The organism is Thiofilum sp. (assembly GCF_016711335.1).
GTDB lineage: Bacteria > Pseudomonadota > Gammaproteobacteria > Thiotrichales > Thiotrichaceae > Thiofilum.
This window is the reverse complement of sequence record NZ_JADJTF010000001.1, coordinates 2,022,314-2,041,900: the sequence shown is the minus strand read 5'-3', so window position 1 is coordinate 2,041,900 and position 19,587 is coordinate 2,022,314. Positions and strand designations below refer to the sequence as shown.

General features: G+C 43.7%; 22 protein-coding genes and 5 tRNA genes. 6 read left to right on the top strand and 21 right to left on the bottom strand.

Going from position 1 to position 19,587, the window contains the following annotated elements; translation table 11 throughout:
• Window positions 1–315: 315 nt before the first annotated feature.
• Genes IPL34_RS09730 through IPL34_RS09720 form a run of 3 tightly spaced genes read right to left on the bottom strand, consistent with a single transcriptional unit; the run spans window position 316 to window position 1,344 of the window.
• Window positions 316–600, bottom strand: a complete 285-nt coding sequence (locus IPL34_RS09730) for a hypothetical protein (protein ID WP_296835791.1) — start codon at window positions 598–600, stop codon at window positions 316–318.
• The gene (locus IPL34_RS09725) at window positions 597–746 is read right to left on the bottom strand and encodes a hypothetical protein (protein ID WP_296841189.1); all 150 of its coding nucleotides are present in this window, start codon (window positions 744–746) and stop codon (window positions 597–599) included. The genes IPL34_RS09730 and IPL34_RS09725 overlap by 4 nt, the downstream gene beginning before the upstream one ends.
• 4 nt (window positions 747–750) lie before the next feature.
• Complete coding sequence (locus IPL34_RS09720; RefSeq protein WP_296841187.1) at window positions 751–1,344, bottom strand: transposase; 594 nt, start codon at window positions 1,342–1,344, stop codon at window positions 751–753.
• Between the two features lie 233 nt (window positions 1,345–1,577).
• On the opposite strand from IPL34_RS09720, the gene IPL34_RS09715 reads away from it, so the two are divergent.
• The gene (locus tag IPL34_RS09715) at window positions 1,578–1,823 is read left to right on the top strand and encodes a GlsB/YeaQ/YmgE family stress response membrane protein (RefSeq protein ID WP_296843059.1); all 246 of its coding nucleotides are present in this window, start codon (window positions 1,578–1,580) and stop codon (window positions 1,821–1,823) included.
• Between the two features lie 88 nt (window positions 1,824–1,911).
• On the opposite strand, the gene IPL34_RS09710 is transcribed toward IPL34_RS09715, so the two are convergent.
• From IPL34_RS09710 to IPL34_RS09690, 5 genes are read right to left on the bottom strand one after another with little or no spacing between them, the layout of a single operon-like run.
• Entirely contained in the window at window positions 1,912–2,535 is a 624-nt protein-coding gene (locus IPL34_RS09710) for an NAD(P)H-dependent oxidoreductase (protein ID WP_296841185.1), read from the bottom strand.
• The gene (locus IPL34_RS09705) at window positions 2,535–3,209 is read right to left on the bottom strand and encodes a Fe2+-dependent dioxygenase (RefSeq protein ID WP_296841184.1); all 675 of its coding nucleotides are present in this window, start codon (window positions 3,207–3,209) and stop codon (window positions 2,535–2,537) included. The genes IPL34_RS09710 and IPL34_RS09705 overlap by 1 nt, the downstream gene beginning before the upstream one ends.
• A complete protein-coding gene (gene dnaQ, locus IPL34_RS09700) occupies window positions 3,210–3,914 on the bottom strand; it encodes a DNA polymerase III subunit epsilon (RefSeq protein ID WP_296841183.1) in 705 nt (234 codons plus the stop codon).
• 2 nt (window positions 3,915–3,916) lie between these two features.
• On the bottom strand, window positions 3,917–4,372 hold the full coding sequence (rnhA, locus tag IPL34_RS09695) for a ribonuclease HI (RefSeq protein WP_296841182.1): 456 nt from the start codon (window positions 4,370–4,372) through the stop codon (window positions 3,917–3,919).
• Window positions 4,365–5,153: a methyltransferase domain-containing protein gene (locus IPL34_RS09690; protein WP_296841181.1), complete on the bottom strand. Its 789-nt coding sequence runs from the start codon at window positions 5,151–5,153 to the stop codon at window positions 4,365–4,367. Before IPL34_RS09690 ends, rnhA begins: the two co-directional genes overlap by 8 nt.
• 238 nt (window positions 5,154–5,391) lie before the next feature.
• Here IPL34_RS09690 and IPL34_RS09685 point away from each other — a divergent pair, with 238 nt between their 5' ends.
• The 5 genes from IPL34_RS09685 (at window position 5,392) to IPL34_RS09665 (ending at window position 8,959) form a co-directional block, all read left to right on the top strand.
• Window positions 5,392–6,465 (top strand): transglycosylase SLT domain-containing protein, encoded by a 1,074-nt coding sequence (locus IPL34_RS09685; RefSeq protein ID WP_296841180.1) that lies wholly within the window; start codon window positions 5,392–5,394, stop codon window positions 6,463–6,465.
• Between the two features lie 13 nt (window positions 6,466–6,478).
• The gene (locus IPL34_RS09680; RefSeq protein ID WP_296841179.1) at window positions 6,479–7,072 is read left to right on the top strand and encodes an FHA domain-containing protein; all 594 of its coding nucleotides are present in this window, start codon (window positions 6,479–6,481) and stop codon (window positions 7,070–7,072) included.
• A 182-nt stretch (window positions 7,073–7,254) separates the two neighbouring features.
• A complete protein-coding gene (locus tag IPL34_RS09675) occupies window positions 7,255–7,845 on the top strand; it encodes a 5-formyltetrahydrofolate cyclo-ligase (RefSeq protein WP_296841178.1) in 591 nt (196 codons plus the stop codon).
• A 71-nt stretch (window positions 7,846–7,916) separates the two neighbouring features.
• The gene (locus IPL34_RS09670) at window positions 7,917–8,417 is read left to right on the top strand and encodes a hypothetical protein (RefSeq protein WP_296841176.1); all 501 of its coding nucleotides are present in this window, start codon (window positions 7,917–7,919) and stop codon (window positions 8,415–8,417) included.
• Between the two features lie 74 nt (window positions 8,418–8,491).
• A complete protein-coding gene (locus IPL34_RS09665) occupies window positions 8,492–8,959 on the top strand; it encodes an EVE domain-containing protein (protein WP_296841173.1) in 468 nt (155 codons plus the stop codon).
• An 8-nt stretch (window positions 8,960–8,967) separates the two neighbouring features.
• On the opposite strand, the gene IPL34_RS09660 is transcribed toward IPL34_RS09665, so the two are convergent.
• From IPL34_RS09660 to clpP, 13 genes are all read right to left on the bottom strand, one after another.
• On the bottom strand, window positions 8,968–9,582 hold the full coding sequence (locus IPL34_RS09660) for a hypothetical protein (protein WP_296841170.1): 615 nt from the start codon (window positions 9,580–9,582) through the stop codon (window positions 8,968–8,970).
• Between the two features lie 318 nt (window positions 9,583–9,900).
• Entirely contained in the window at window positions 9,901–10,482 is a 582-nt protein-coding gene (locus tag IPL34_RS09655; protein WP_296841167.1) for a hypothetical protein, read from the bottom strand.
• Window positions 10,479–11,765, bottom strand: a complete 1,287-nt coding sequence (mtaB, locus tag IPL34_RS09650) for a tRNA (N(6)-L-threonylcarbamoyladenosine(37)-C(2))-methylthiotransferase MtaB (protein WP_296841164.1) — start codon at window positions 11,763–11,765, stop codon at window positions 10,479–10,481. The genes IPL34_RS09655 and mtaB overlap by 4 nt, the downstream gene beginning before the upstream one ends.
• Before the next feature lie 97 nt (window positions 11,766–11,862).
• Window positions 11,863–13,746 carry a SurA N-terminal domain-containing protein gene (locus IPL34_RS09645; protein ID WP_296841161.1) on the bottom strand — a complete coding sequence of 628 codons (1,884 nt, stop codon included), beginning with the start codon at window positions 13,744–13,746 and terminating at the stop codon, window positions 11,863–11,865.
• Window positions 13,747–13,884: 138 nt separating this feature from the next.
• Window positions 13,885–13,961: transfer RNA gene (locus tag IPL34_RS09640), tRNA-Asp, on the bottom strand.
• Window positions 13,962–13,965: 4 nt separating this feature from the next.
• Window positions 13,966–14,041: transfer RNA gene (locus IPL34_RS09635), tRNA-Val, on the bottom strand.
• A 45-nt stretch (window positions 14,042–14,086) separates the two neighbouring features.
• A tRNA-Asp gene (locus tag IPL34_RS09630) sits at window positions 14,087–14,163 on the bottom strand.
• A gap of 49 nt (window positions 14,164–14,212) precedes the next feature.
• A tRNA-Asp gene (locus tag IPL34_RS09625) sits at window positions 14,213–14,289 on the bottom strand.
• Between the two features lie 8 nt (window positions 14,290–14,297).
• A tRNA-Val gene (locus IPL34_RS09620) sits at window positions 14,298–14,373 on the bottom strand.
• 17 nt (window positions 14,374–14,390) lie between these two features.
• Window positions 14,391–14,663, bottom strand: coding sequence for an HU family DNA-binding protein (locus IPL34_RS09615; RefSeq protein ID WP_020559886.1), 273 nt, complete (start codon window positions 14,661–14,663; stop codon window positions 14,391–14,393).
• Window positions 14,664–14,829: 166 nt separating this feature from the next.
• On the bottom strand, window positions 14,830–17,262 hold the full coding sequence (gene lon, locus IPL34_RS09610; RefSeq protein ID WP_296841158.1) for an endopeptidase La: 2,433 nt from the start codon (window positions 17,260–17,262) through the stop codon (window positions 14,830–14,832).
• 135 nt (window positions 17,263–17,397) lie between these two features.
• Entirely contained in the window at window positions 17,398–18,693 is a 1,296-nt protein-coding gene (clpX, locus tag IPL34_RS09605; RefSeq protein ID WP_296841156.1) for an ATP-dependent Clp protease ATP-binding subunit ClpX, read from the bottom strand.
• A gap of 264 nt (window positions 18,694–18,957) precedes the next feature.
• The gene (clpP, locus tag IPL34_RS09600; RefSeq protein WP_296841154.1) at window positions 18,958–19,569 is read right to left on the bottom strand and encodes an ATP-dependent Clp endopeptidase proteolytic subunit ClpP; all 612 of its coding nucleotides are present in this window, start codon (window positions 19,567–19,569) and stop codon (window positions 18,958–18,960) included.
• Between the last annotated feature and the right edge of the window lie 18 nt (window positions 19,570–19,587).

Sequence of the window (19,587 nt, the reverse complement as noted above, 5' to 3'; positions counted from 1 at the left end):
CATAATAGAAGTTTAAGTGGCGTTTATAAAACAGATAGTCGACCATTTATAGCCAGCTATGCCTCACACTACTGCTGTTTATAAATGAATAGCTAATGCTTAAACAGTTATAATTATTGCAAATAAATAGTCCGTAATTTGAAGTTATGGTCTATATCTTTGAAAGGGAAGAAGCTAACCCCTAGCAGCATAGCTAAAAATAGCTTCAGGGTAGTGAAAACTCATAAAACTACCTATTATCAAATCAGATAAAACCACAATTAGGAGTAAGACCATGGGTCTCGAACAAATTCTGCTCTGTACACGACAATTCGCTTAACTCATTGAATCTTTTTCAAAAGAAAATCGCCTGAGTTTCATCCGTCCATCCTCGATCGCCATGAATTGTGGTGGACAAAGGAACAGAAGCAGCAGCCTAAGCCTATCCACTTTTTCCCGTACCCTTCCATTCAATAAATCGGTCAAGTAGTCCAAGCCGTAACGGAAGACACTTTGCTCTTTGCGTCCATGTTTTTTCGTCTTCAAAGGCTTGACGGCTTTTTCCTTCCATTCGCCGACTTTGTGCGCCCAACAGAAGCCAATGGCAAGCAACGCCATCATCTTTTTGATGCGAGGGGTTTGGTGAAGTGAGTGGCTTCCATGTGAAAACCACGCCCTTTCAAGCATTGGAACAGGTTTTCAATTTCCCAACGTAGCCGATAAGTGCCAATGGGATCAGCCGTGTAGTGGTTGCTGGCGATAATCAACAACTCACCACTGGGCAGCTTTGAGCCACTGAGCCAAACCCATTCCCCCGCTAACGTCGCGACGGTGACGGAGAACGCGCCGTTTACCCGGCTTGAGGTTGGCAAACAGCGAGCGGACATGCGCCTCTTTTTTGTGTTTGTCGGTCATCAACTGATTACCCTTGATACGAATCAAGTAGGGAATCTCTTTGGAAGACAACCACTTCCACCATTGACCACCAATAAACTCACGGTCAGCCAACACACCCAAGATGTTGTTGCGCCCGAATTGGCTGATAAATCGTTGCAGCAGGGCAATACGTTCACGTTGGTTAGAATTACCGCGTTTGTTCAACACCATCCAGTAAACGGGGATAGCCGCACCTTGGTAAACAACCGCCAAAGTCAGGAGATTGAGGTTGGATTTGCCCCATTTCCAGTTGGTTCTGTCGAGTGTGAGGTAGTATTGTTGACCACTAAAGGCGAACATTCCCATAAGAAAATGGGCAATGTCATTGTAATTAAAGAACACTTGGCTAAAAAAGCGTTGCATCCGTCGATAGCGGGAACCAATGTCGGTGTCAGAATCTATGTGTACCGCCAACAACGCCAAATTCATTTGTCGCGCACTCAGCAATACTGCAGCATTCCCACAAAACAATCCAAACGGGGCTTGCCCCAACTCAAGTGGGCTTTTAAACTGTCACGTAGTCCATCGCTCAGATCCATTTTGCTCTCCTGTGTGGTAACTAGAGAGTAAAACATAGGAGCGGTGGACTTTCACCATCTCCATGACAAACATGCTAAATCAATAAGTTAGTGGTTTTGTCGTGTACAGAGCAAATTCTGATTATGTTGGCGATTGGTGCGGTGGCTGGTTGGCTAGCAGGCAATTTAATGGCCGGTGGCGGGTTTGGCTTAATCGGCAATATTATTGTTGGCTTAATTGGTTCATTTATTGGTTTCTTTGTGGGTGGCATCATCACAGGTGCTGTTCCAGCTCTTGCAGGTATGCCCTCTTGGTTAGGCTCTTTAATCTGGTCGACGATTGGAGCCGTGATTGCTTTATTCATCGTTAAAATTATTAAGCGCGTCTAATGTTTTAACGTGCTTTATCTTATCGCTTTGTCACTCAGCGTTTGCTTTATACAAGCGCTGAGTGGCAGCTAAAATCTCTAAAAACTTCTTAACGATACTCAACCACCTGATCTAATGATTGACGCAGTTGTTTAGTTTGCTCACCGGCTCGATAGCCAAACGCTACCACCACCGCTACCCCATAACGCTCAGTATCAATATTCAGTACTTGCTCTAAATCCCTTTTACCAAAGCCTTCTATAGGGCATGAGTCAATGCCTAATGAAGCAGCTCCCGTCATCATATTCGCCAAAGCGATATAGCATTGCTTAGAACTCCATGCAAAGGTACTCATCACAGGGTGAATTTCGTTTTCCATGTGTGCAGCATAGCGTTGTAAATAGCCATCAAATGCTTCTTCTGGCAAACCACGCCGCCTAAACAAATTCACCATATAATCACTATAAGGCTCTACATCCTTAGTCTTAGCGACAATCACTACAACATGGCTACTATCGGTAATCTGAGGCTGATTCCAACAGGCAACTTTCACTTGCTCACGTAATGCTGGGGTTTGGATTACTAAAAATTTCCAGTGCTCTTGCCCAAATGAAGACGGCGATTTGCGTCCAAATTCTAAAATTTGCTCAAACTGCTCAGTAGGGATGGTTTTAGTAGGATCAAATTTTTTACAGGCATGGCGAAAATCCAGCGCTTGCATAAAGGTACTCATTATACTTCACTCCATAAGCGTACTAAATTGGCATAAACGGTGCTTACCTTAGCGGTTTCTTCTGATTGCGGCAATTTTCCTATTAAACCTTCACGCGCCTGTGCTAATTGATAGAGCAACTCGCGTTGATTGGGGTCTTTGACCATACTTTGTGCCCATGTAACCGCCACTAAGCGCGTACCTGCTTGAATCTGATCTACTTTATGCCAACTACTAGAAGGATACACAATGGCATCCCCTGCATTACCTTTAATACGCTGCTCACCAAAGCTAGTTTGAATGACTAACTCGCCCCCCTCGTAATCCCCCACATTATTTAAAAAAATGGTCGTGGAGACATCACTGCGATAACGCCCTGCCATAGGCCCCATTACTGGATCATCGACATGAAAACCATAGCCCATGCCAACCTCATAACGAGCGTAAAATGCAGTCGCTACCCGTAAAGGCAACACCGCTTGTTGATAGTGGGAATTTTGTACTAAAGCGCCCATCACTACAGCATTGAGGCGACGATGGAGGGGGCTTTGTGGGGCTAGTTCTTGATTATGCTTAACCGCCGATGCTTCTAAACCTGCGGATAGTTTACCGTCTACAAACTCAGCACTTTTTAATAGGTTTTGTACTTCAGCGAGTTGGCGTTGATCGAGTACGTTTTTAATCAGTAATAACATTTAAACCACCCACAGGCATTTGCCAGCCGATTTAGTAATCGCCACCAAACGCTCTTCATGTGCTACTAATTCATCAGCATTGGCTTTCACCACGCGCAATTGACTTAAATCTAAATGGCTTAAACCTTTGCCTGCTGCTGAACCACCACCCCATGAATCTAAGGTAGTTTCTAATACCATACTTACCTGCCCACCCGTCATGGCTAAATACACATCAGCCAAAATCCGCGCATCTAGTAATGCACCATGAAAATGACGGTCTGAATTATCAATTTCATAACGCTTACACAGAGCATCTAAGCTATTACGCTGCCCCGGATACATATTCCGCGCCATGACTAGGGTATCAGTAACGCTACAAATCTCGCTTAAACGTGTAGTGGGAAACTCAACCAGACGTAATTCATTTTCAATAAACCCGACATCAAAGGGAGCGTTATGAATAATGAGTTCTGCGCCTCTTAAATACTCCATAAGCTCTGGGACAACCTCTTTAAAGCGCGGTTTATCTTGCAAAAACTCATTGGTGATACCGTGAACGGCTATAGCTTCTGCATCAATTTCACGATCTGGCTGTAGGTAATAATGAAAATTGCGCCCAGTGACTTGGCGGTCGATTAATTCAATACAACCAATTTCAATGAGCCTATGCCCTTGTTGGGGATCTAATCCGGTGGTTTCGGTGTCGAGAATTAATTGACGCATTATTAAGCTCCTTCATCAATGGCACGATTCGCTAACTGGTCAACGCGCTCATTATCAGGATGACCGCTATGCCCTTTTACCCAACGCCAATCGATCTCATGCGCATGCGCTTGGGTTGCTTGCTCTAAACGTTGCCATAATTCTTTATTTTTGACTGCATCCCCTTTGGCATTACGCCACCCCTTACGCTTCCAACCGACTATCCACTCCGTAATACCTTGGCGTACATATTGCGAGTCAGTGGTTAGAATTACTTTACAAGGGCGCTTTAAAGCCTCAAGAGCCTGAATCGCTGCCATAAGTTCCATTTGATTATTAGTGGTTTCGGCTTGATAGCCATACAGTTCTTTCTCATGCGCACCAAAACGTAATAATACCCCCCAGCCCCCTTTACCCGGATTACCGCGACACGCTCCATCAGTAAAAGCGTGCACTACAGGTCGAGTATCTTCAGTCATAGGAGGCTCTTTTAGTGGAAGTGGTCTGTTTCACCGCAATACTACCCACAGGGCGCAAAACCGAGGGACGCCACCATTTACGTTTAGCACCCAACGGAATTAAAGGAGTCACTTTTTTACAAGCATGAATGATGTATAAATTGCTGAGCGGTAATTGAATTTTTTGGCACGCCCGCTCCCACCAACGGGTATAGTGCCAAAAACGCATCTCCCCCCAATTGGGACGATAACTCAATAATTTCGTTTCTATTATCTCAAACCCCAGATCCTGCAACCATTGATTGATTTGCCACGGTGAGGGAAAAGACTGCTTTGGCGCTGGACTGGCTAACCACTGCTGCACGCCCAAGGCACTAAAAGGATTAAAACCTATCAAAATACAATGACCTTCTGGCATTAATACCCGCTCAATTTCGCTTAGGACTAATTTAGGCTGCTGAGTTAACTCCAAGCTATGGGTACTGAGTACTAAATCAAGCGTTCCAAATTCAAAGGGCAATGCCTCCCAAGTACTCATTAAATCAATAAAAGGTGAGGTTAAATCAGTGCGCCCTAAGCGAATATGGTGACTAATGCGTGATTCAGTGAGAAAGGTTTGATGAGGGGCTAATAAGCCCATTTCTAAAGCATAGTAACCAAATATATCAGCGGTCATACGTTGGAGCGGAATATTGAGCTGTTGCAAGGTAGCCTGCCCGCGATGGGATTCATACCAGCTTTGTAGTACCGTCGTCGCTGAAGGTAGAGACGGAATGTCATTTAACGGTTTTTGCTTGTTCATGAATCTAGTAGCGATTATAGTCTGGCATTAATTGCAATACTAACAACAAAGTAACTTATCAATGCCTAGTTAAGCGTAGCTCGGTACAGTATAGGGTATCTAAAGGTCTCACTTGGAACCCGCTAGAGCATATCAGGAGTTAGAGGGCTATGCACCTTTACCCTTAAGCCAATGAGAGCCTTCAGGCATTGATCACTGGGTCATCCTTATAACCATAATAACTAACGGGGAAGACTATATGACCATTCGTTTTAACTCTTTACTTATTAGCTCACTCACCACCACAGTGAGTTTAGGCGCCAATACGGCTAGCTTTGCTTATGAGCAACCCCAACACTTTCAACCTTATGGAGCACAAGGCGTATGGGTACATCGAGCGAGCTTTAATCCCGCATCTCTGAATAGGCAACCTGTGCCACCCCAGATGCAACCACCTGAACACTATCAACCTCATTCGATTTGGCAACGCATTGGGCGCAATTATCAATTAGGGGATCATGCGCTCAATCCACGCGTGCAACCCTTTATTCGCCAATACACGGCCAACCCTAAGGCGATGAATACTTTAATTCTCAAAGCCAGTCGCTATTTGCATCTGATTATTGAAGAAGTAGAGCGTCGTGGTATTCCCTCTGAAATTGCGCTCCTACCTTTAGTGGAAAGTGGTTTTACTCCGGATGCGGCTTCGCATGCGGGTGCTGCGGGTTTATGGCAATTTATGCCTACCACTGGTAACTCTTATGGACTGATTCGCAATGAAGTTTATGACGGGCGTTTAGATTCTTTTGCCTCCACCGGAGCAGCATTGAATTACTTACAATCCCTAAGCCAAGAATTTCAGGGGGATTGGATGCTCGCTTTAGCGGCTTATAATGCAGGGCCCAATCGTATTCATACTGCACTAGGTCCTTTGCGGCGCTCCGGTCAGCGTTTGAGTTATTGGAATTTAGGTTTACCTAAAGAGACGGCTGAGTATATCCCGCGCCTTTTGGCTTTTAAGGAAATTATTACCCACCCAGAGCGTTATGGCATTCATTTGCCCTATGTACCAGATGCCCCCGTACTGGCACAGATGCGTATTAATAAGCCTATCGATTTGCGCCAAGCCGCTATCCGTGCGGGATTGCCTGCTCAGACCTTGACCAATCTAAATCCCTATTTCCGCTTAGGTGTGACTACGCCTGAATACTCCAACCGTATTATTTTGCCACGCCAACAGGCAGCGAATTTAGTGCAGATTATTCAAACTATGCCGCCTGCGTATGGGGGGCGTGTAGCGCTGAATCAGTATCCCCAAGCTTTATGGCGTTAGATTCTAGGAGCCTATGATGCCGCAGCTAGTCGTTAAAACGGATAATCAAATTATTAAACGCGTTAATTTGCAACAAGATACTTATACCATTGGGCGTCATGCGAGTTGTGACTTGGTATTAGGGGATAAAACTGTTAGTAATCAGCATGCACGTATTACCTTACGCGCCGCTAAATATTTATTAGAGGACTTAGGCAGTACGAATAGTACCTATGTCAATAAGCGCACGATTCAGGAATATTGGCTGCAAGATGGGGATATTATTCAACTCGGTCGACATACTATTAGTTACAGTGCCGAATCACGTATTAATGAGCAACTGACACATCTTAAAACCAGCCCAGCCCTAGTCGATCTTAGCTACAAAGCATGGCTAGAAATTATGAATGGGCGTCATGGTGGTTCTAGAGTAGCGCTCAAACCGGCCCCCGATGCGCTCGTGCTTTATGGCGAGGAAGGCGAACAGCTTATATTACGCATGTTGCCTAATGCCTATTTACTTACCTCTATTCTCAGCAATGGTGATGAAAAGACTAGCCAACTCAATGCTGGAGATATTTTTAGCCTCGACCAAACCAGCTTTAAACTCTGTGAGAAGAAAGGCTAGATCCTATTCAGTACTTGAGCCAAAGTAATGGTGCACTTCTTCCGCAGACGCTATTAATACGGCTCTGTAAGCTTCAAGGCGGCATCCCTACCGCCAAGACTGCTCCAGAAACACACGATTACTTTTAGCTAGACACTTAGCACCTATTAATTAACATAGAGTTATTCTTAAGAGGATACTCTATGCAGCTTGATTTAAAACTCATTCGCACCCAGCTAAAACAGCGTCGTGCGACGCTTTCGCCTTGGCAACAACACCAACACGCCAGACGTTTAGCTCAGCGTTTGGCTTATCACCCACGTTTACAACACGCTCAATCGATTGGTGTATATTGGCCTGTTCGCGGAGAAGCAGACCCGTGCCTCATTCGCAGCGCATTAAAACCGCATCAGAAGCTTTATTTACCCATTTTGGCCCAACGCCCCCGTCATACCTTGCGTTGGTTATTATGGACACCCACTACTCGCTTTAAAAATAATCGTTTTAATATTCCAGAACCCTTAGTAGGCAGAAGCCGTAGTTTGCTTTCCTCACAGCTAGATAGTGTCTTAGTGCCTTTACTAGGCTTTGGTGAGCAAGGTCAACGTTTAGGCATGGGGGGCGGTTTTTATGATCGTAGCTTTGCTTTCCTCCATCGCAAGCCCCGCCCTCTAAAACCTATACTAATAGGGATAGGCTATGAGTTTCAAAAAATTACTGATTTAAAATCAGCCTCTTGGGATGTAAGGCTCAACAGTTTAGTGACCGAATGTGGGATGCGCCATTTTATATAACTTGCCTTATATTAGAATATACTGATATACTAAAAATATATTCAGTTACCCCCCGTGGAGGATGAGAGATTATGAAACGTACCCTGTTAGCCTTAGCGCTTTTGGCTGTTACTAGCACTACTCAAGCCGACAATTTCTTCGGTAGTAATAATGGTGAATGGAAAATGGGCCCTTATGGTCCTTACTACGAAGAAAGTAATTGGCCAGAATGGACGCCAATGTATTGGATGGAAGAGATGTTCGATAGCTTCGATAACAATGACAATGGCTTTAATGGTAATCGCTTTAATATGCCCTTCTTTGGCAATAATGGTTTTAATAATGGCTTCGGTAACGGTTTTGGTAACGGTTACTCTATGCCCTTTAATGGCCCAATGATGAATATGGGTATGCCTAACTGGGGTTATAATTCACAACCTTATTACCAACCCTATCCAGTAGCTCCTATGAACATGCAGCCACAGCTACCGATGCAGCAACCACTAGCTATTCCTCCAGCACCCACTTTAGCGCCGATTGCTCCTATTGTTCCAGCACCTGCTGTAGGCACACCAGGTCCTGCTAAGCAATAAAACAGCTTTCAGCTTAACAAAGCCCACTAACTGCTCTAAGCTAGTGGGCTTTTGTTTTGATAGGGCTTTAATTGATGGAACAGCACTATTGGCTCATGAAGTCTGAGCCGGATGTCTTTAGTATTGATGACCTAGTAAGGCTAAATAGTGCTCCGTGGGACGGTATTCGCAATTATCAAGTACGCAACTTACTGCGTGATCACTTTCAGATCGGCGACCTAGCCTTTTTTTACCACTCTAGCTGTAAAGAACCTGCCATTGTGGGCATTATGCAAATTATCACTACGGCTTATCCCGACAGCAGTGCTCTAGATCCCAGCAGTCCTTATTTTGACCCTAAAAGTACCTCTGAAAAATTGCCGTGGTTACGAGTTGATGTGCAACTGGTGCATAAGCTCACGCGCCCCATCACTTTAGCGACCTTACGCCAACATAGCGAACCATTGACCGATTTACCGTTACTCAAACGCGGCAATCGTCTCTCTATTACACCTGTTACTCCAGAACAATGGCATTACATTTTAGCCCTCGTAGAGAGCTAGCTATAAATTTATTGTGCCTTACAAGTACTCGCACCGGGTACACAAAAATCGGCCGGTAGCTCGACACCTGCTGGTGGAGTAGCAAATTGAAACTTTTTAGCGGTCGGCGCTACTGCATCTGCTTCAGCCTCAACAGCTAACTCATGATGGACGGGGCTACTTGCTAAAATAGCCTCATCCTCAAAACGACTTAAACGCAACTCCTGAAAATGACGTTGTGTATCCCAATAATCACGCTGATATTGGTGGGCGGTATTAAGGGTTTTCAAAGTTTCACTGGGTAAATTCGCTTGCTCGACTATTTCATCCAGTTGATTTAATTGCTCTAAAATCGCATCAGCTTGAGCTATAGCCTGTTCATGATAGTTTTTTGAGCCTTGTTTTTGACCAAAGCGCTGATTAAAGCCTTGTATGAGTTGATTCAGTTTAGTTTGTGTAGCTTGATATTGAGTTTGGATGGTTTTATCCGCCGTACTTAATAAAGGTAATAAATTTTCCTGCCGAGGTTGAAACCACCATAAAGTACCGGCAATCATTAAAATTAAACCTAGTACTGCTACCCAAGTAATTTTTAAGGTGGTTAATGTTTTTGGGGTATTTTGTCTAATAATTAGCTTAGGCATAGCGTTCACTCGCAATATAAGCATTGGGAACAAAGGACACTCACTCCATTCACAGTATCATGAAGCTAACTAGCTGTTCTATAAGCTTTTTGACAAAATGAAGGATTTGCTACCTAGTCGGTATTTTCTTGTTTAATAGCCTAACTATCCCTAGTGATGAGCCACTAAACCTATTCCGAACTGATTTAATAATAGCAGATTATGACAAATGGGTTTAATTTAAACAGCTTAATTATCAAGCAAATAGGATTCCAATAAAAAGGCTGCCACAAGGACAGCCTAATCAAAAATAATGCGTTGTTTAACACCCAACACTATTCAAATTCTTTCTTCTTTAGGGGCAGGCTGATTATCAACAGGAGGCGGAATCTGCAAATCCTTTTGAATCTTATCCAGCCCTTCATTTAGCTGCTTCCCTAAACCATCGAGGGTTTTATTCAAAGTCTCATCAAGTCCTTTTAGTCCTTGTTGTAATAAGCCATTTAGCTCATTCACCACCGCTCCCATGGTCCCTTGAACTAATGACCCTAGAGTGGTTTGCACATCAATACGCCATTGCTCTTTCACTTTAACGGCGATAGTGCGCACTGGAATAGCCACATTGCCCAGCTCACCGCCATGAAGTACCGTAGGAATTTCAGCCTTAGTATTATTTTCAATCAACTTCATTTCACCCAACTCATAGCGTTGTGGGTTTAATTGGGCTGTTTTTAAATAGGACAAATACTGCACACTTTCCCAAGTGGTGAGGTTTTTAGCCGTTTCCATATCATTGCTAATCACTGCACTCCAAAATTGATTAGCAATCGCTTTAGGGTCCTTACTGTCCTCACCGATACAACCCGTTAAAAGCAGTAAGAGTAATAACCCACTACCTATATAACGCATGACTACTTTCATGGTTCTAGTACTCCTAATAGCAAACCCGTCTCGCTGGGATGCTGCATAAGTCGAGTTGGTATAATCTGATTATCTAGCCCTACCCTAGTGCTTTGTAATTCGACACGACAATAGTTAGGGGTATAGCCGTTATAAATCAGTTTACCATCACGAGTTTGTGCTTGCTCCCAAAGTACATCGACGACGTGGTTATGCTGTTTAGCTAGCCAGTGAGATTTTTGCTGCTCCGCCAACTGATGCAATTGTTGGCTACGCTGTTTTTTAATGATTTCAGGTACAGGATCAGGTAAACGTGCCGCCTTAGTACCCTCACGGGCTGAATAGCTAAAAATATGAATATGCCCAAACTCAATTCTCTGCACAAAATCCAGTGTTTCCTGCCACTCCGCCTCAGTTTCACCCGGAAAACCTACAATAATGTCGGTCGTCACCGTAAACAGTGGATTTGATTGGCGAGCCTGTTGTACTAATTCGCTAAACTCGGTGGTTTTACAGCGTCGTGCCATACGTCTTAAGATCGAATCAGCGCCACTTTGAATGGGTAGGTGCATATGAGGCATTAAGCGCGGATTGCTAAATAAGGCAAAAAATTCGGGCGGTAAGTCCCAAGGTTCTACTGAGGCAAAGCGAATACGCGGTATAGCGGTTTCAGCCAAAATACGCTGCACCAATTGATACAGTGAGCTATTAATATCACTACCATAGCCTCCCACATGCACCCCTGTGAGTACTATTTCCTGAATTCCTTGTGCAAATAAAGCATTAATTTCCTCAATAATTTCAGTCTCAGTACGACTGCGCTCCTCACCACGAGCGACCGTCACAATGCAAAAAGTACAGCGATAGCGACACCCATCTTGAATTTTAATAAAAGCCCGCTGCCGCCCGCGCATAAATAGAGTATTTTCGCCCGGATCCGTGGCTAATAAGGGCATAGTAGGTACTGCAAACTGCTCCATGACCTGTTGGGGTAAGGTGTCTTTAGTACTATTGGGCACTACTAAATCCACCCCCATCAGATTAGCTACCTCACTCGGCTGTAAAGTCGCATAACAACCACTCACGACTAAGCGTGCTTGCGGATTATCACGATAAAGTCGGCTGAGCAAACGTCTCGATTTAGCCGAAGCCTCAGTAGTAACCGCACAAGAATTTAACACCACCACATCAGCCTGCTCTGGGGTAGCCATCACCTGATGCCCTGCTTGTTGAAAGGAGGTTGACCATTGTTCTAATTCAGCTTCATTCAGACGACAGCCAAGGGCTTTGAGATGGATTTTCATAGCAGCACAATTATTGAGTAAAACACTAGGGGCTAAAAAGAAAAATGCTACCACAGCGTATTAGTCTGGGTAGCATTTTTATTAAACGTGTTAACTATTAGAGCTTTTCAGGAAAACGCTCAATCTTAGCGGCATCGCGTAAGGCTTGGAACATTGCATTCAATTCGCTCTGCGCCACATTACGACCAAAATTTTGAGTCACTTGGAGATCTTCTTTAGCAGCACCCTCTTTGACTTGCTTGAGCTGAATCACCACATAATCACCATTAGCCAATGCCACTCCATCCCAAGTACTCGCATTAGCCTCTGGTTTCGTCATTGCAAATACATATTGCGCAACCTCAGGTGCTATATTGCTACCGGAACGCTTAATAAAACCAGACTTAGCAACCTCGGTACTAGCACCAAGACCACTGGTATCTAATACTGTCCAATTTTTAGTAGTCGTTAATTGTTTGACTAACTCAGCACCCTTTTGTGTTGCTAATTTACGCGCTTCTTCAGCCGTCAGTATTTGAATAATATTTTCTTTAACTTCGGCTAAGGACTTTTGCTTAGCCTCTTCACGCGATACTGCACGAATCACTACCGCACGACTCTCGCCTAAGTTAATAACGCCAGAGTTACGACCATTACGCACATCATCAGAGAATGCCTCCTGACGTGCTTTCTCATCGGCGAATACACCCTCCCCCTTAGTCCGGGTGATCCAATCCGACTGTTTAACCACTAGCCCTGTCGCAGTCGCTGCTGGGGCTAAATCGCCGCTATTTTCAAAGGCTAGTTTCTCTAGTTGATCGATTAGATCACCTGCTTTTTGCTCAGCGGTAGTCCGGCGATAATCACGCTCTACATCCGCTTTGGCTTGCTCATAGCTACGAGGTTGTGAGGGCTTAATTTCGGTTACTTTAATAATTTCATAACCGCTCGGTGTTTTAATCGGGGCGGACATAGCACCTGCGGCTAAGCTAAATACCTCTTTTTCAAAACTGGGATCCCAGTCACCTGCCACTATTGTACCTAAGGAACCGTTTTGTGCGGCGGCGGTTTTATCATCGGATTGTTCACGCGCTGCTTGTTCAAAGGTCACTTTACCCGCTTTAATATCCTCATAGATAGCATCAATACGTGCTTTAGCCGTTTTATCTTGCTCATCCCCTTGTGGATCTGCAATAGAGACTAAAATATGGCTCGCAATACGCTCTTCGGGTATAGCATAGTGATCTTTATTGGTTTCAAAATAAGCTTTGAGAGCCTCGTCATTAGCCTCAATCGAGTTCAATAATTCATTACGATCTAACTCAATATAAGCTAATTTCACACGCTCTTCGGTCATGAACGCCTGTTTATTTTTTTCGTAATACTCATTAATCGCCGTTTCTGGTATTTGTACTTGTGCTTTAAAATTATCGGCTTTTAGAGTAAAAATTTCGATTTCACGTTCTTGACCTTGTAACGCCTGATAGGCTTTAGCCGCACTGAGAGGTACAAAACCCGTTAAATTAATACCATCTTGTAACTGTGCTTGGGTCAACTCTGCTCGCACATTCTGCTCATATAGCGCTGGGCTTAAACCTTGAGTTTCTAATAGGCGCTGATAAGTCGCGGTATCAAATTGACCATTCACTTGAAACTGCGGCACTTGCATAATGGCATTACTGACTTCTGCATTGCTGGCTCTAAAACCAAACTCTTTAATCAGTTGATCTAACAGTGTTTGATTAATAGTGGCATCCAAGGCCATTGGCTTAATGAGTTCTTCATTATTGGCTAATTGCTGTGGCATACGTTGTCTTAATTGTTCTAACTGTACACGCACGGCAGGCTCTAAGATTTCTTCACCGTTGACTACGGCAACAACACGTTTACCGCCTCCCTCGAAATACTGATTAATGCCCCATAAGGCGAAGGGAATAGTAATTAAACCAATGATTGCATATGCAACCCAGCCTTTTGCTTTATCATGAATTTTTTGCAGCATGGTTATACGTAGTCGTTATATTAAGTTTAAGAATAAGAATGAAGACGTACCCAGCACCTGAATGATGACTTAGGTTCAGCCCCGTTAAGTATAGGGGTGCATCATACCGAAAGAACTAAATGAGTAAAAGATAAATAGTGGCGGAGTGGACGGGACTCGAACCCGCGACCCCCTGCGTGACAGGCAGGTATTCTAACCGACTGAACTACCACTCCGTAGTGGTGGGTGATGAGGGACTTGAACCCCCGACCCACGCCTTGTAAGGGCGTTGCTCTACCAACTGAGCTAATCACCCGCTGAGGATTACAGCGACTTTAAGCACGATGAATGTTCTGCATGATGGCGGAGTGGACGGGACTCGAACCCGCGACCCCCTGCGTGACAGGCAGGTATTCTAACCGACTGAACTACCACTCCGTGGTATGCAGAACATATTTTTTAAATGTTTTACCACTGCAAAATAGAGTGGCGGAGCGGACGGGACTCGAACCCGCGACCCCCTGCGTGACAGGCAGGTATTCTAACCGACTGAACTACCGCTCCACAGTAGTTGGTGGGTGATGAGGGACTTGAACCCCCGACCCACGCCTTGTAAGGGCGTTGCTCTACCAACTGAGCTAATCACCCAACTGCTTAAGAGGGCGCTAGTTTACTGCATCTTTTAGCGCTTTGCCAGCTTTAAATGCAGGAATTTTTGACGCTGGTATTTCGATAGTTTCTTTAGTTTTTGGATTACGACCTGAACGAGCTTGACGTTCACGTACTAAAAAAGTACCAAAACCAATCAAAGAAATCTGCTCGCCCTTTGCAAGCTCTTCAGAGATAGTAGCGACCAATGCTTTATAAGCACGATCCGCTTCTGCTTTAGTCAGATTAGATTTAGCAGAGATGGCATCAATGAGCTCTGATTTGTTCATAAAAAGCGATCCTTGTAAATTTGTTGTAAAGGAAACCAATAAACTCTCAAAACTAGGTAAATGCCTTATGAAATTTACCTAATCTTATCGCACGTCTGTTATACCAGCCCCTTCTGAAACAAGTCAACGCACCTAAGTGCTAGAAGTGACGAAAATACAACAATTTTTAATGAGTACGTACTGGTTCGACCTCTTCCTCTGATAGTATAGGGCTTGGAGGCGGTGGTATTTCTGCATCATCGTCTAAATCTTCATCATCACGCAAAGCAATGGGCGCTCGTTCTAGTGCTAAAGCCAATACCTCATCAATCCATTTGACCGCTTTAATGTCTAGACCATCCTTAACCGAATCGGGTACTTCAGGGAGGTCTTTTTCATTATCTTTCGGAATCAAGACCTGCTTAATACCGCCACGATGCGCTGCTAGTAGTTTTTCTTTCAATCCACCAATCGGCAATACTTCACCACGCAAAGTAATTTCACCGGTCATCGCCACATCAGCTAACACCGGAATACCCGTCATAGCCGATACCATCACAGTGACCATGCCAATGCCTGCACTAGGACCATCTTTAGGAATAGCACCTTCTGGCACATGAATATGCACATTATGTTTGCGTAAAAACTTGCGCGTAATGCCTAACTGTCTTGAGCGACTTTTAACGACTGTCTCAGCCGCATGAATTGACTCTTTCATCACCTCGCCCAAACGTCCAGTGCTTTTGATCATCCCACTACCAGGGAGTAAGGCACTTTCAATCGTGAGCAAGTCCCCGCCTACTGAAGTCCATGCTAAACCCGTCACTTGACCCACTTGATTAGCTTTGCCCGCTTTACCGTAGTCAAACTTTTTCACTCCTAAATATTTAGCTAAATTTTTAGAAGTAATCGTGGTTTTCGTTTTCTTTTCTAATAGGTGCTGTTTAACAACTTTACGACAGATTTTAGACATCTCACGCTCTAAGCCACGCACCCCAGCTTCACGCGTATAATGGCGAATAATCTCTAATACCGTAGCATTATTCATCACCAATTCATCAGCCTTTAAACCATTCGCTTCCAGTTGCTTAGGAATTAAATAGTTACGTGCAATACTGAGCTTTTCATCCTCGATATAACCCGGAATGCGAATCACCTCCATACGATCTAGGAGTGGCTCTGGAATACGCATGCTATTAGAAGTTGCCACAAACATGACATCCGATAAATCAAAATCGACTTCTAGATAGTGATCTGCAAAGGCGTGATTTTGCTCTGGATCTAATACTTCTAACATAGCCGAGGCGGGATCACCTCTAAAGTCAGTCGACATTTTGTCGATCTCATCTAAGAGAAAGAGTGGATTACGTGTCCCCACCCGACTTAAATTTTGAATCACTTTACCGGGTAAAGAACCAATATAAGTACGTCGATGACCACGAATCTCTGCCTCATCTCTGACCCCACCTAATGCCATACGGGTAAATTTACGCCCCGTCGCACGGGCAATCGATTGCCCCAATGAAGTTTTACCAACTCCGGGGGGTCCTACTAAACATAAGATAGGACCTTTAATTTTTTTAACACGTTGTTGTACTGCTAAAAACTCAATAATGCGTTCTTTAACTTCCTCAAGACCATAGTGATCCGCATTTAAAATACGTTCCGCCTCGGCTAGATCAGTCAATACGCGCGAGCGTTTTTTCCACGGTAAATTAACTAACCAATCAATATAGTTGCGTACCACAGTGGCTTCCGCCGACATAGGTGACATCAATTTGAGTTTATTGAGTTCAGCACGCGCTTTAGTAAGCGCCTCTTTACTCATACCAGCTTTGTCAATTTTACGGGTTAGCTCCTCAATCTCATTGGGAGCCTCATCCATATCACCTAATTCTTTTTGAATGGCTTTAATTTGTTCGTTGAGATAATACTCGCGTTGGCTGCGCTCCATTTGCTGTTTCACACGCCCACGAATTTTTTTCTCTACTTGTAGTAAGTCTAGCTCACCTTCAATCAATTCAATCAAATGCTTGATGCGCTCTTCAATACTGAGCATTTCAAGAATGATTTGTTTTTGGGGTATTTTTAGATTGAGGTGTGCTGCTACAGTATCTGCAAGACGCGCCGAGTCATCAATACTGGAAAGCGAAGACAATATTTCGGGAGGAACTTTTTTATTGAGTTTAACGTACTGCTCAAACGAGTTAATTAAGGAACGGCTCAATATATCAACATGGCGCTCCTCAATATCAAAGATTGAATTACGGATCTCCACACGAGCGGCAAAATACTCACTCCCTTGATCAATCGCCACAATCTCAGCACGCTCTACCCCCTCAACTAAAACTTTGAGCGTACCATCCGGTAACTTTAATAATTGTAAGATAGTCGCCAAAGTGCCAAAGGGATGAACATCCTCTAAACTGGGTTCATCAACATCCGCATTCTTTTGTGAAACTAAAAGCACTTGTTTAGTGGTATCCATGGCCGCATCGAGGGCATGAATAGACTTGGAACGCCCCACAAATAAAGGGATGACCATATGGGGATAAACTACAACATCACGTAGCGGCAACACTGGAACAATAATATCCGGTGCTAACTCTGATTCAGACATCACGAAACTCCCGTGCAGGCATTAACTAGGCACGCTAGTCAATTAGGTATCCTATTGAAAAATCTTTATAAGAATAAGGTATTACTAACTATGTTACAGATACCCTAGTATCTGTAACACCATTGGACTTAGCCCTTATTCGGCAGCAGAAGCTACCAATTTAGGCTCGATATTTTCATAGATAAGGTAAGGAGGTGCTTCACCATTGACTACCGACTCATCCACGACCACTTTACTGACATTTTTTTCAGAGGGCAGATCATACATAGTATCGAGTAAAATACGTTCCATGATAGTACGTAGTCCACGCGCTCCGGTTTTGCGCTCCATAGCTTTACGTGCAATGGCATGAAGAGCATCATCCCGAATGACTAATTCAGCGTCTTCCATTTCAAACAACTTAGAATATTGTTTGATCAGTGCATTTTTAGGCTCACTTAAGATAGACACCAAAGCTTGCTCATCTAATTCATCTAAAGTCGCAACCACAGGTAAGCGTCCCACAAACTCTGGAATTAACCCATAACGCACTAAATCTTCGGCTTCAATGTCTTTAATCACTTCGCCGAATAATTTCTTAGTATCAGGTGCTTTGACATTAGCAGCAAAACCAATACTACCTTTTTCGGTGCGATCACGAATAATACGATCTAAACCTGCAAATGCCCCGCCACAAATAAACAGAATATTACGCGTATCGACTTGTAAAAACTCTTGTTGTGGATGCTTACGCCCCCCTTGGGGAGGTACGGAGGCTATCGTGCCCTCAATCAGTTTTAATAAAGCTTGTTGAACGCCTTCGCCAGATACATCGCGGGTAATAGAGGGGTTATCAGATTTACGTGAAATTTTATCAATTTCATCGATATACACGATACCCGTTTGCGCTTTTTCAACGTCGTAATCGCATTTTTGCAACAGCTTTTGGATGATATTCTCAACATCCTCACCCACATAGCCTGCTTCGGTTAAAGTAGTCGCATCAGCAATGGTGAACGGCACATTGAGTAAACGGGCTAAAGTTTCGGCTAATAAAGTTTTACCGCTACCCGTAGGACCAATCAGTAGAATATTACTCTTGGCTAATTCAACTTCATCCTTATTATTGTTAGTCCCTTTATGATGTAAACGCTTGTAGTGGTTATAAACCGCTACTGATAACACACGTTTCGCGGAGTCTTGACCAATCACATAATCATCTAAAATAGCGCGAATTTCACGCGGGGTAGGTAGAGTATGTGGCTCCTCCTCACCGGTCTGGGCTGCATGAATTTCTTCTTGGATAATATCATTACAAAGATCAACGCATTCATCACAGATGAAAACAGAAGGGCCTGCTATGAGCTTACGCACTTCATGTTGACTCTTTCCACAAAAGGAACAGTACAGAAGCTTGCCACTCTCTTGACCACCCTTTTTATCTTTACTCATCAGAACCTCTACCTACGTCAGACCACCTGACGATCTGCTTTTAATCGTGCTATGTGTATTACAAAGACAATATTCTACCAACTCGGCATTTTTCAAGTCTCATTATTATAATTTACCCTTAGAAACACAAGAATGCTGTGTTTTTTGGGAGTATTTAATTGTTTTTGAGTGGTTAAAACCCGATTTGCAGGGTATTTAATATAAAAACAGCCTGACTAAGCAGGCTGTTTCTATCAATAATAGCAAAAAATACCCTACGCTACCTTAAGCACGCGTAGTTAGAATCCCGTCTACTAGACCATAAGCTTTAGCATCTTCTGCGGTCATAAAGTTATCGCGATCCGTATCTTTCTCAATACGTTCTAGTGATTGTCCGGTATGCTTTGCCAAAATAGTATTTAGCTCGGAGCGGATTTTTAAAATTTCGCGTGCATGAATTTCAATATCAGAGGCCTGACCTTGAAATCCACCTAGGGGTTGATGAATCATCACCCGTGAGTGCGGTAATACAAAACGCTTACCCGCAGCTCCACCTGCTAAAAGTACTGCCCCCATACTAGCCGCTTGACCAATACACAGCGTACTCACATTAGGTTTAATAAACTGCATCGTGTCATAAATAGACATACCCGCAGTCACTACTCCACCCGGAGAGTTAATATATAAGTAAATATCTTTTTCAGAGTTTTCTGATTCTAAAAAGAGTAATTGCGCCACAATCAGGTTAGCCATGTAATCTTCTACTGGACCAACACAAAAAATAACGCGTTCTTTTAATAAGCGTGAGTAAATATCATACGCACGCTCACCCCGAGCCGATTGCTCAACTACCATAGGCACTAGATTGAGTGCTTGGGTATGGAGGGCACTATTCATTCGTAATACATCCTCTAA

Coding starts and splice junctions, on each gene's coding strand:
- IPL34_RS09680 (WP_296841179.1), top strand. CDS start 6,479: ATGATGCCGCAGCTAGTCGTTAAAACGGATAATCAAATTATTAAACGC.
- dnaQ (WP_296841183.1), bottom strand. CDS start 3,914: ATGCGTCAATTAATTCTCGACACCGAAACCACCGGATTAGATCCCCAA.
- IPL34_RS09670 (WP_296841176.1), top strand. CDS start 7,917: ATGAAACGTACCCTGTTAGCCTTAGCGCTTTTGGCTGTTACTAGCACT.
- IPL34_RS09655 (WP_296841167.1), bottom strand. CDS start 10,482: ATGAAAGTAGTCATGCGTTATATAGGTAGTGGGTTATTACTCTTACTG.
- IPL34_RS09705 (WP_296841184.1), bottom strand. CDS start 3,209: ATGTTATTACTGATTAAAAACGTACTCGATCAACGCCAACTCGCTGAA.
- IPL34_RS09720 (WP_296841187.1), bottom strand. CDS start 1,344: ATGAATTTGGCGTTGTTGGCGGTACACATAGATTCTGACACCGACATT.
- lon (WP_296841158.1), bottom strand. CDS start 17,262: ATGTCTGAATCAGAGTTAGCACCGGATATTATTGTTCCAGTGTTGCCG.
- clpX (WP_296841156.1), bottom strand. CDS start 18,693: ATGAGTAAAGATAAAAAGGGTGGTCAAGAGAGTGGCAAGCTTCTGTAC.
- IPL34_RS09665 (WP_296841173.1), top strand. CDS start 8,492: ATGGAACAGCACTATTGGCTCATGAAGTCTGAGCCGGATGTCTTTAGT.
- IPL34_RS09675 (WP_296841178.1), top strand. CDS start 7,255: ATGCAGCTTGATTTAAAACTCATTCGCACCCAGCTAAAACAGCGTCGT.
- IPL34_RS09730 (WP_296835791.1), bottom strand. CDS start 600: ATGATGGCGTTGCTTGCCATTGGCTTCTGTTGGGCGCACAAAGTCGGC.
- clpP (WP_296841154.1), bottom strand. CDS start 19,569: ATGAATAGTGCCCTCCATACCCAAGCACTCAATCTAGTGCCTATGGTA.
- IPL34_RS09645 (WP_296841161.1), bottom strand. CDS start 13,746: ATGCTGCAAAAAATTCATGATAAAGCAAAAGGCTGGGTTGCATATGCA.
- IPL34_RS09660 (WP_296841170.1), bottom strand. CDS start 9,582: ATGCCTAAGCTAATTATTAGACAAAATACCCCAAAAACATTAACCACC.
- rnhA (WP_296841182.1), bottom strand. CDS start 4,372: ATGACTGAAGATACTCGACCTGTAGTGCACGCTTTTACTGATGGAGCG.
- IPL34_RS09690 (WP_296841181.1), bottom strand. CDS start 5,153: ATGAACAAGCAAAAACCGTTAAATGACATTCCGTCTCTACCTTCAGCG.
- IPL34_RS09710 (WP_296841185.1), bottom strand. CDS start 2,535: ATGAGTACCTTTATGCAAGCGCTGGATTTTCGCCATGCCTGTAAAAAA.
- mtaB (WP_296841164.1), bottom strand. CDS start 11,765: ATGAAAATCCATCTCAAAGCCCTTGGCTGTCGTCTGAATGAAGCTGAA.
- IPL34_RS09615 (WP_020559886.1), bottom strand. CDS start 14,663: ATGAACAAATCAGAGCTCATTGATGCCATCTCTGCTAAATCTAATCTG.
- IPL34_RS09715 (WP_296843059.1), top strand. CDS start 1,578: ATGTTGGCGATTGGTGCGGTGGCTGGTTGGCTAGCAGGCAATTTAATG.
- IPL34_RS09685 (WP_296841180.1), top strand. CDS start 5,392: ATGACCATTCGTTTTAACTCTTTACTTATTAGCTCACTCACCACCACA.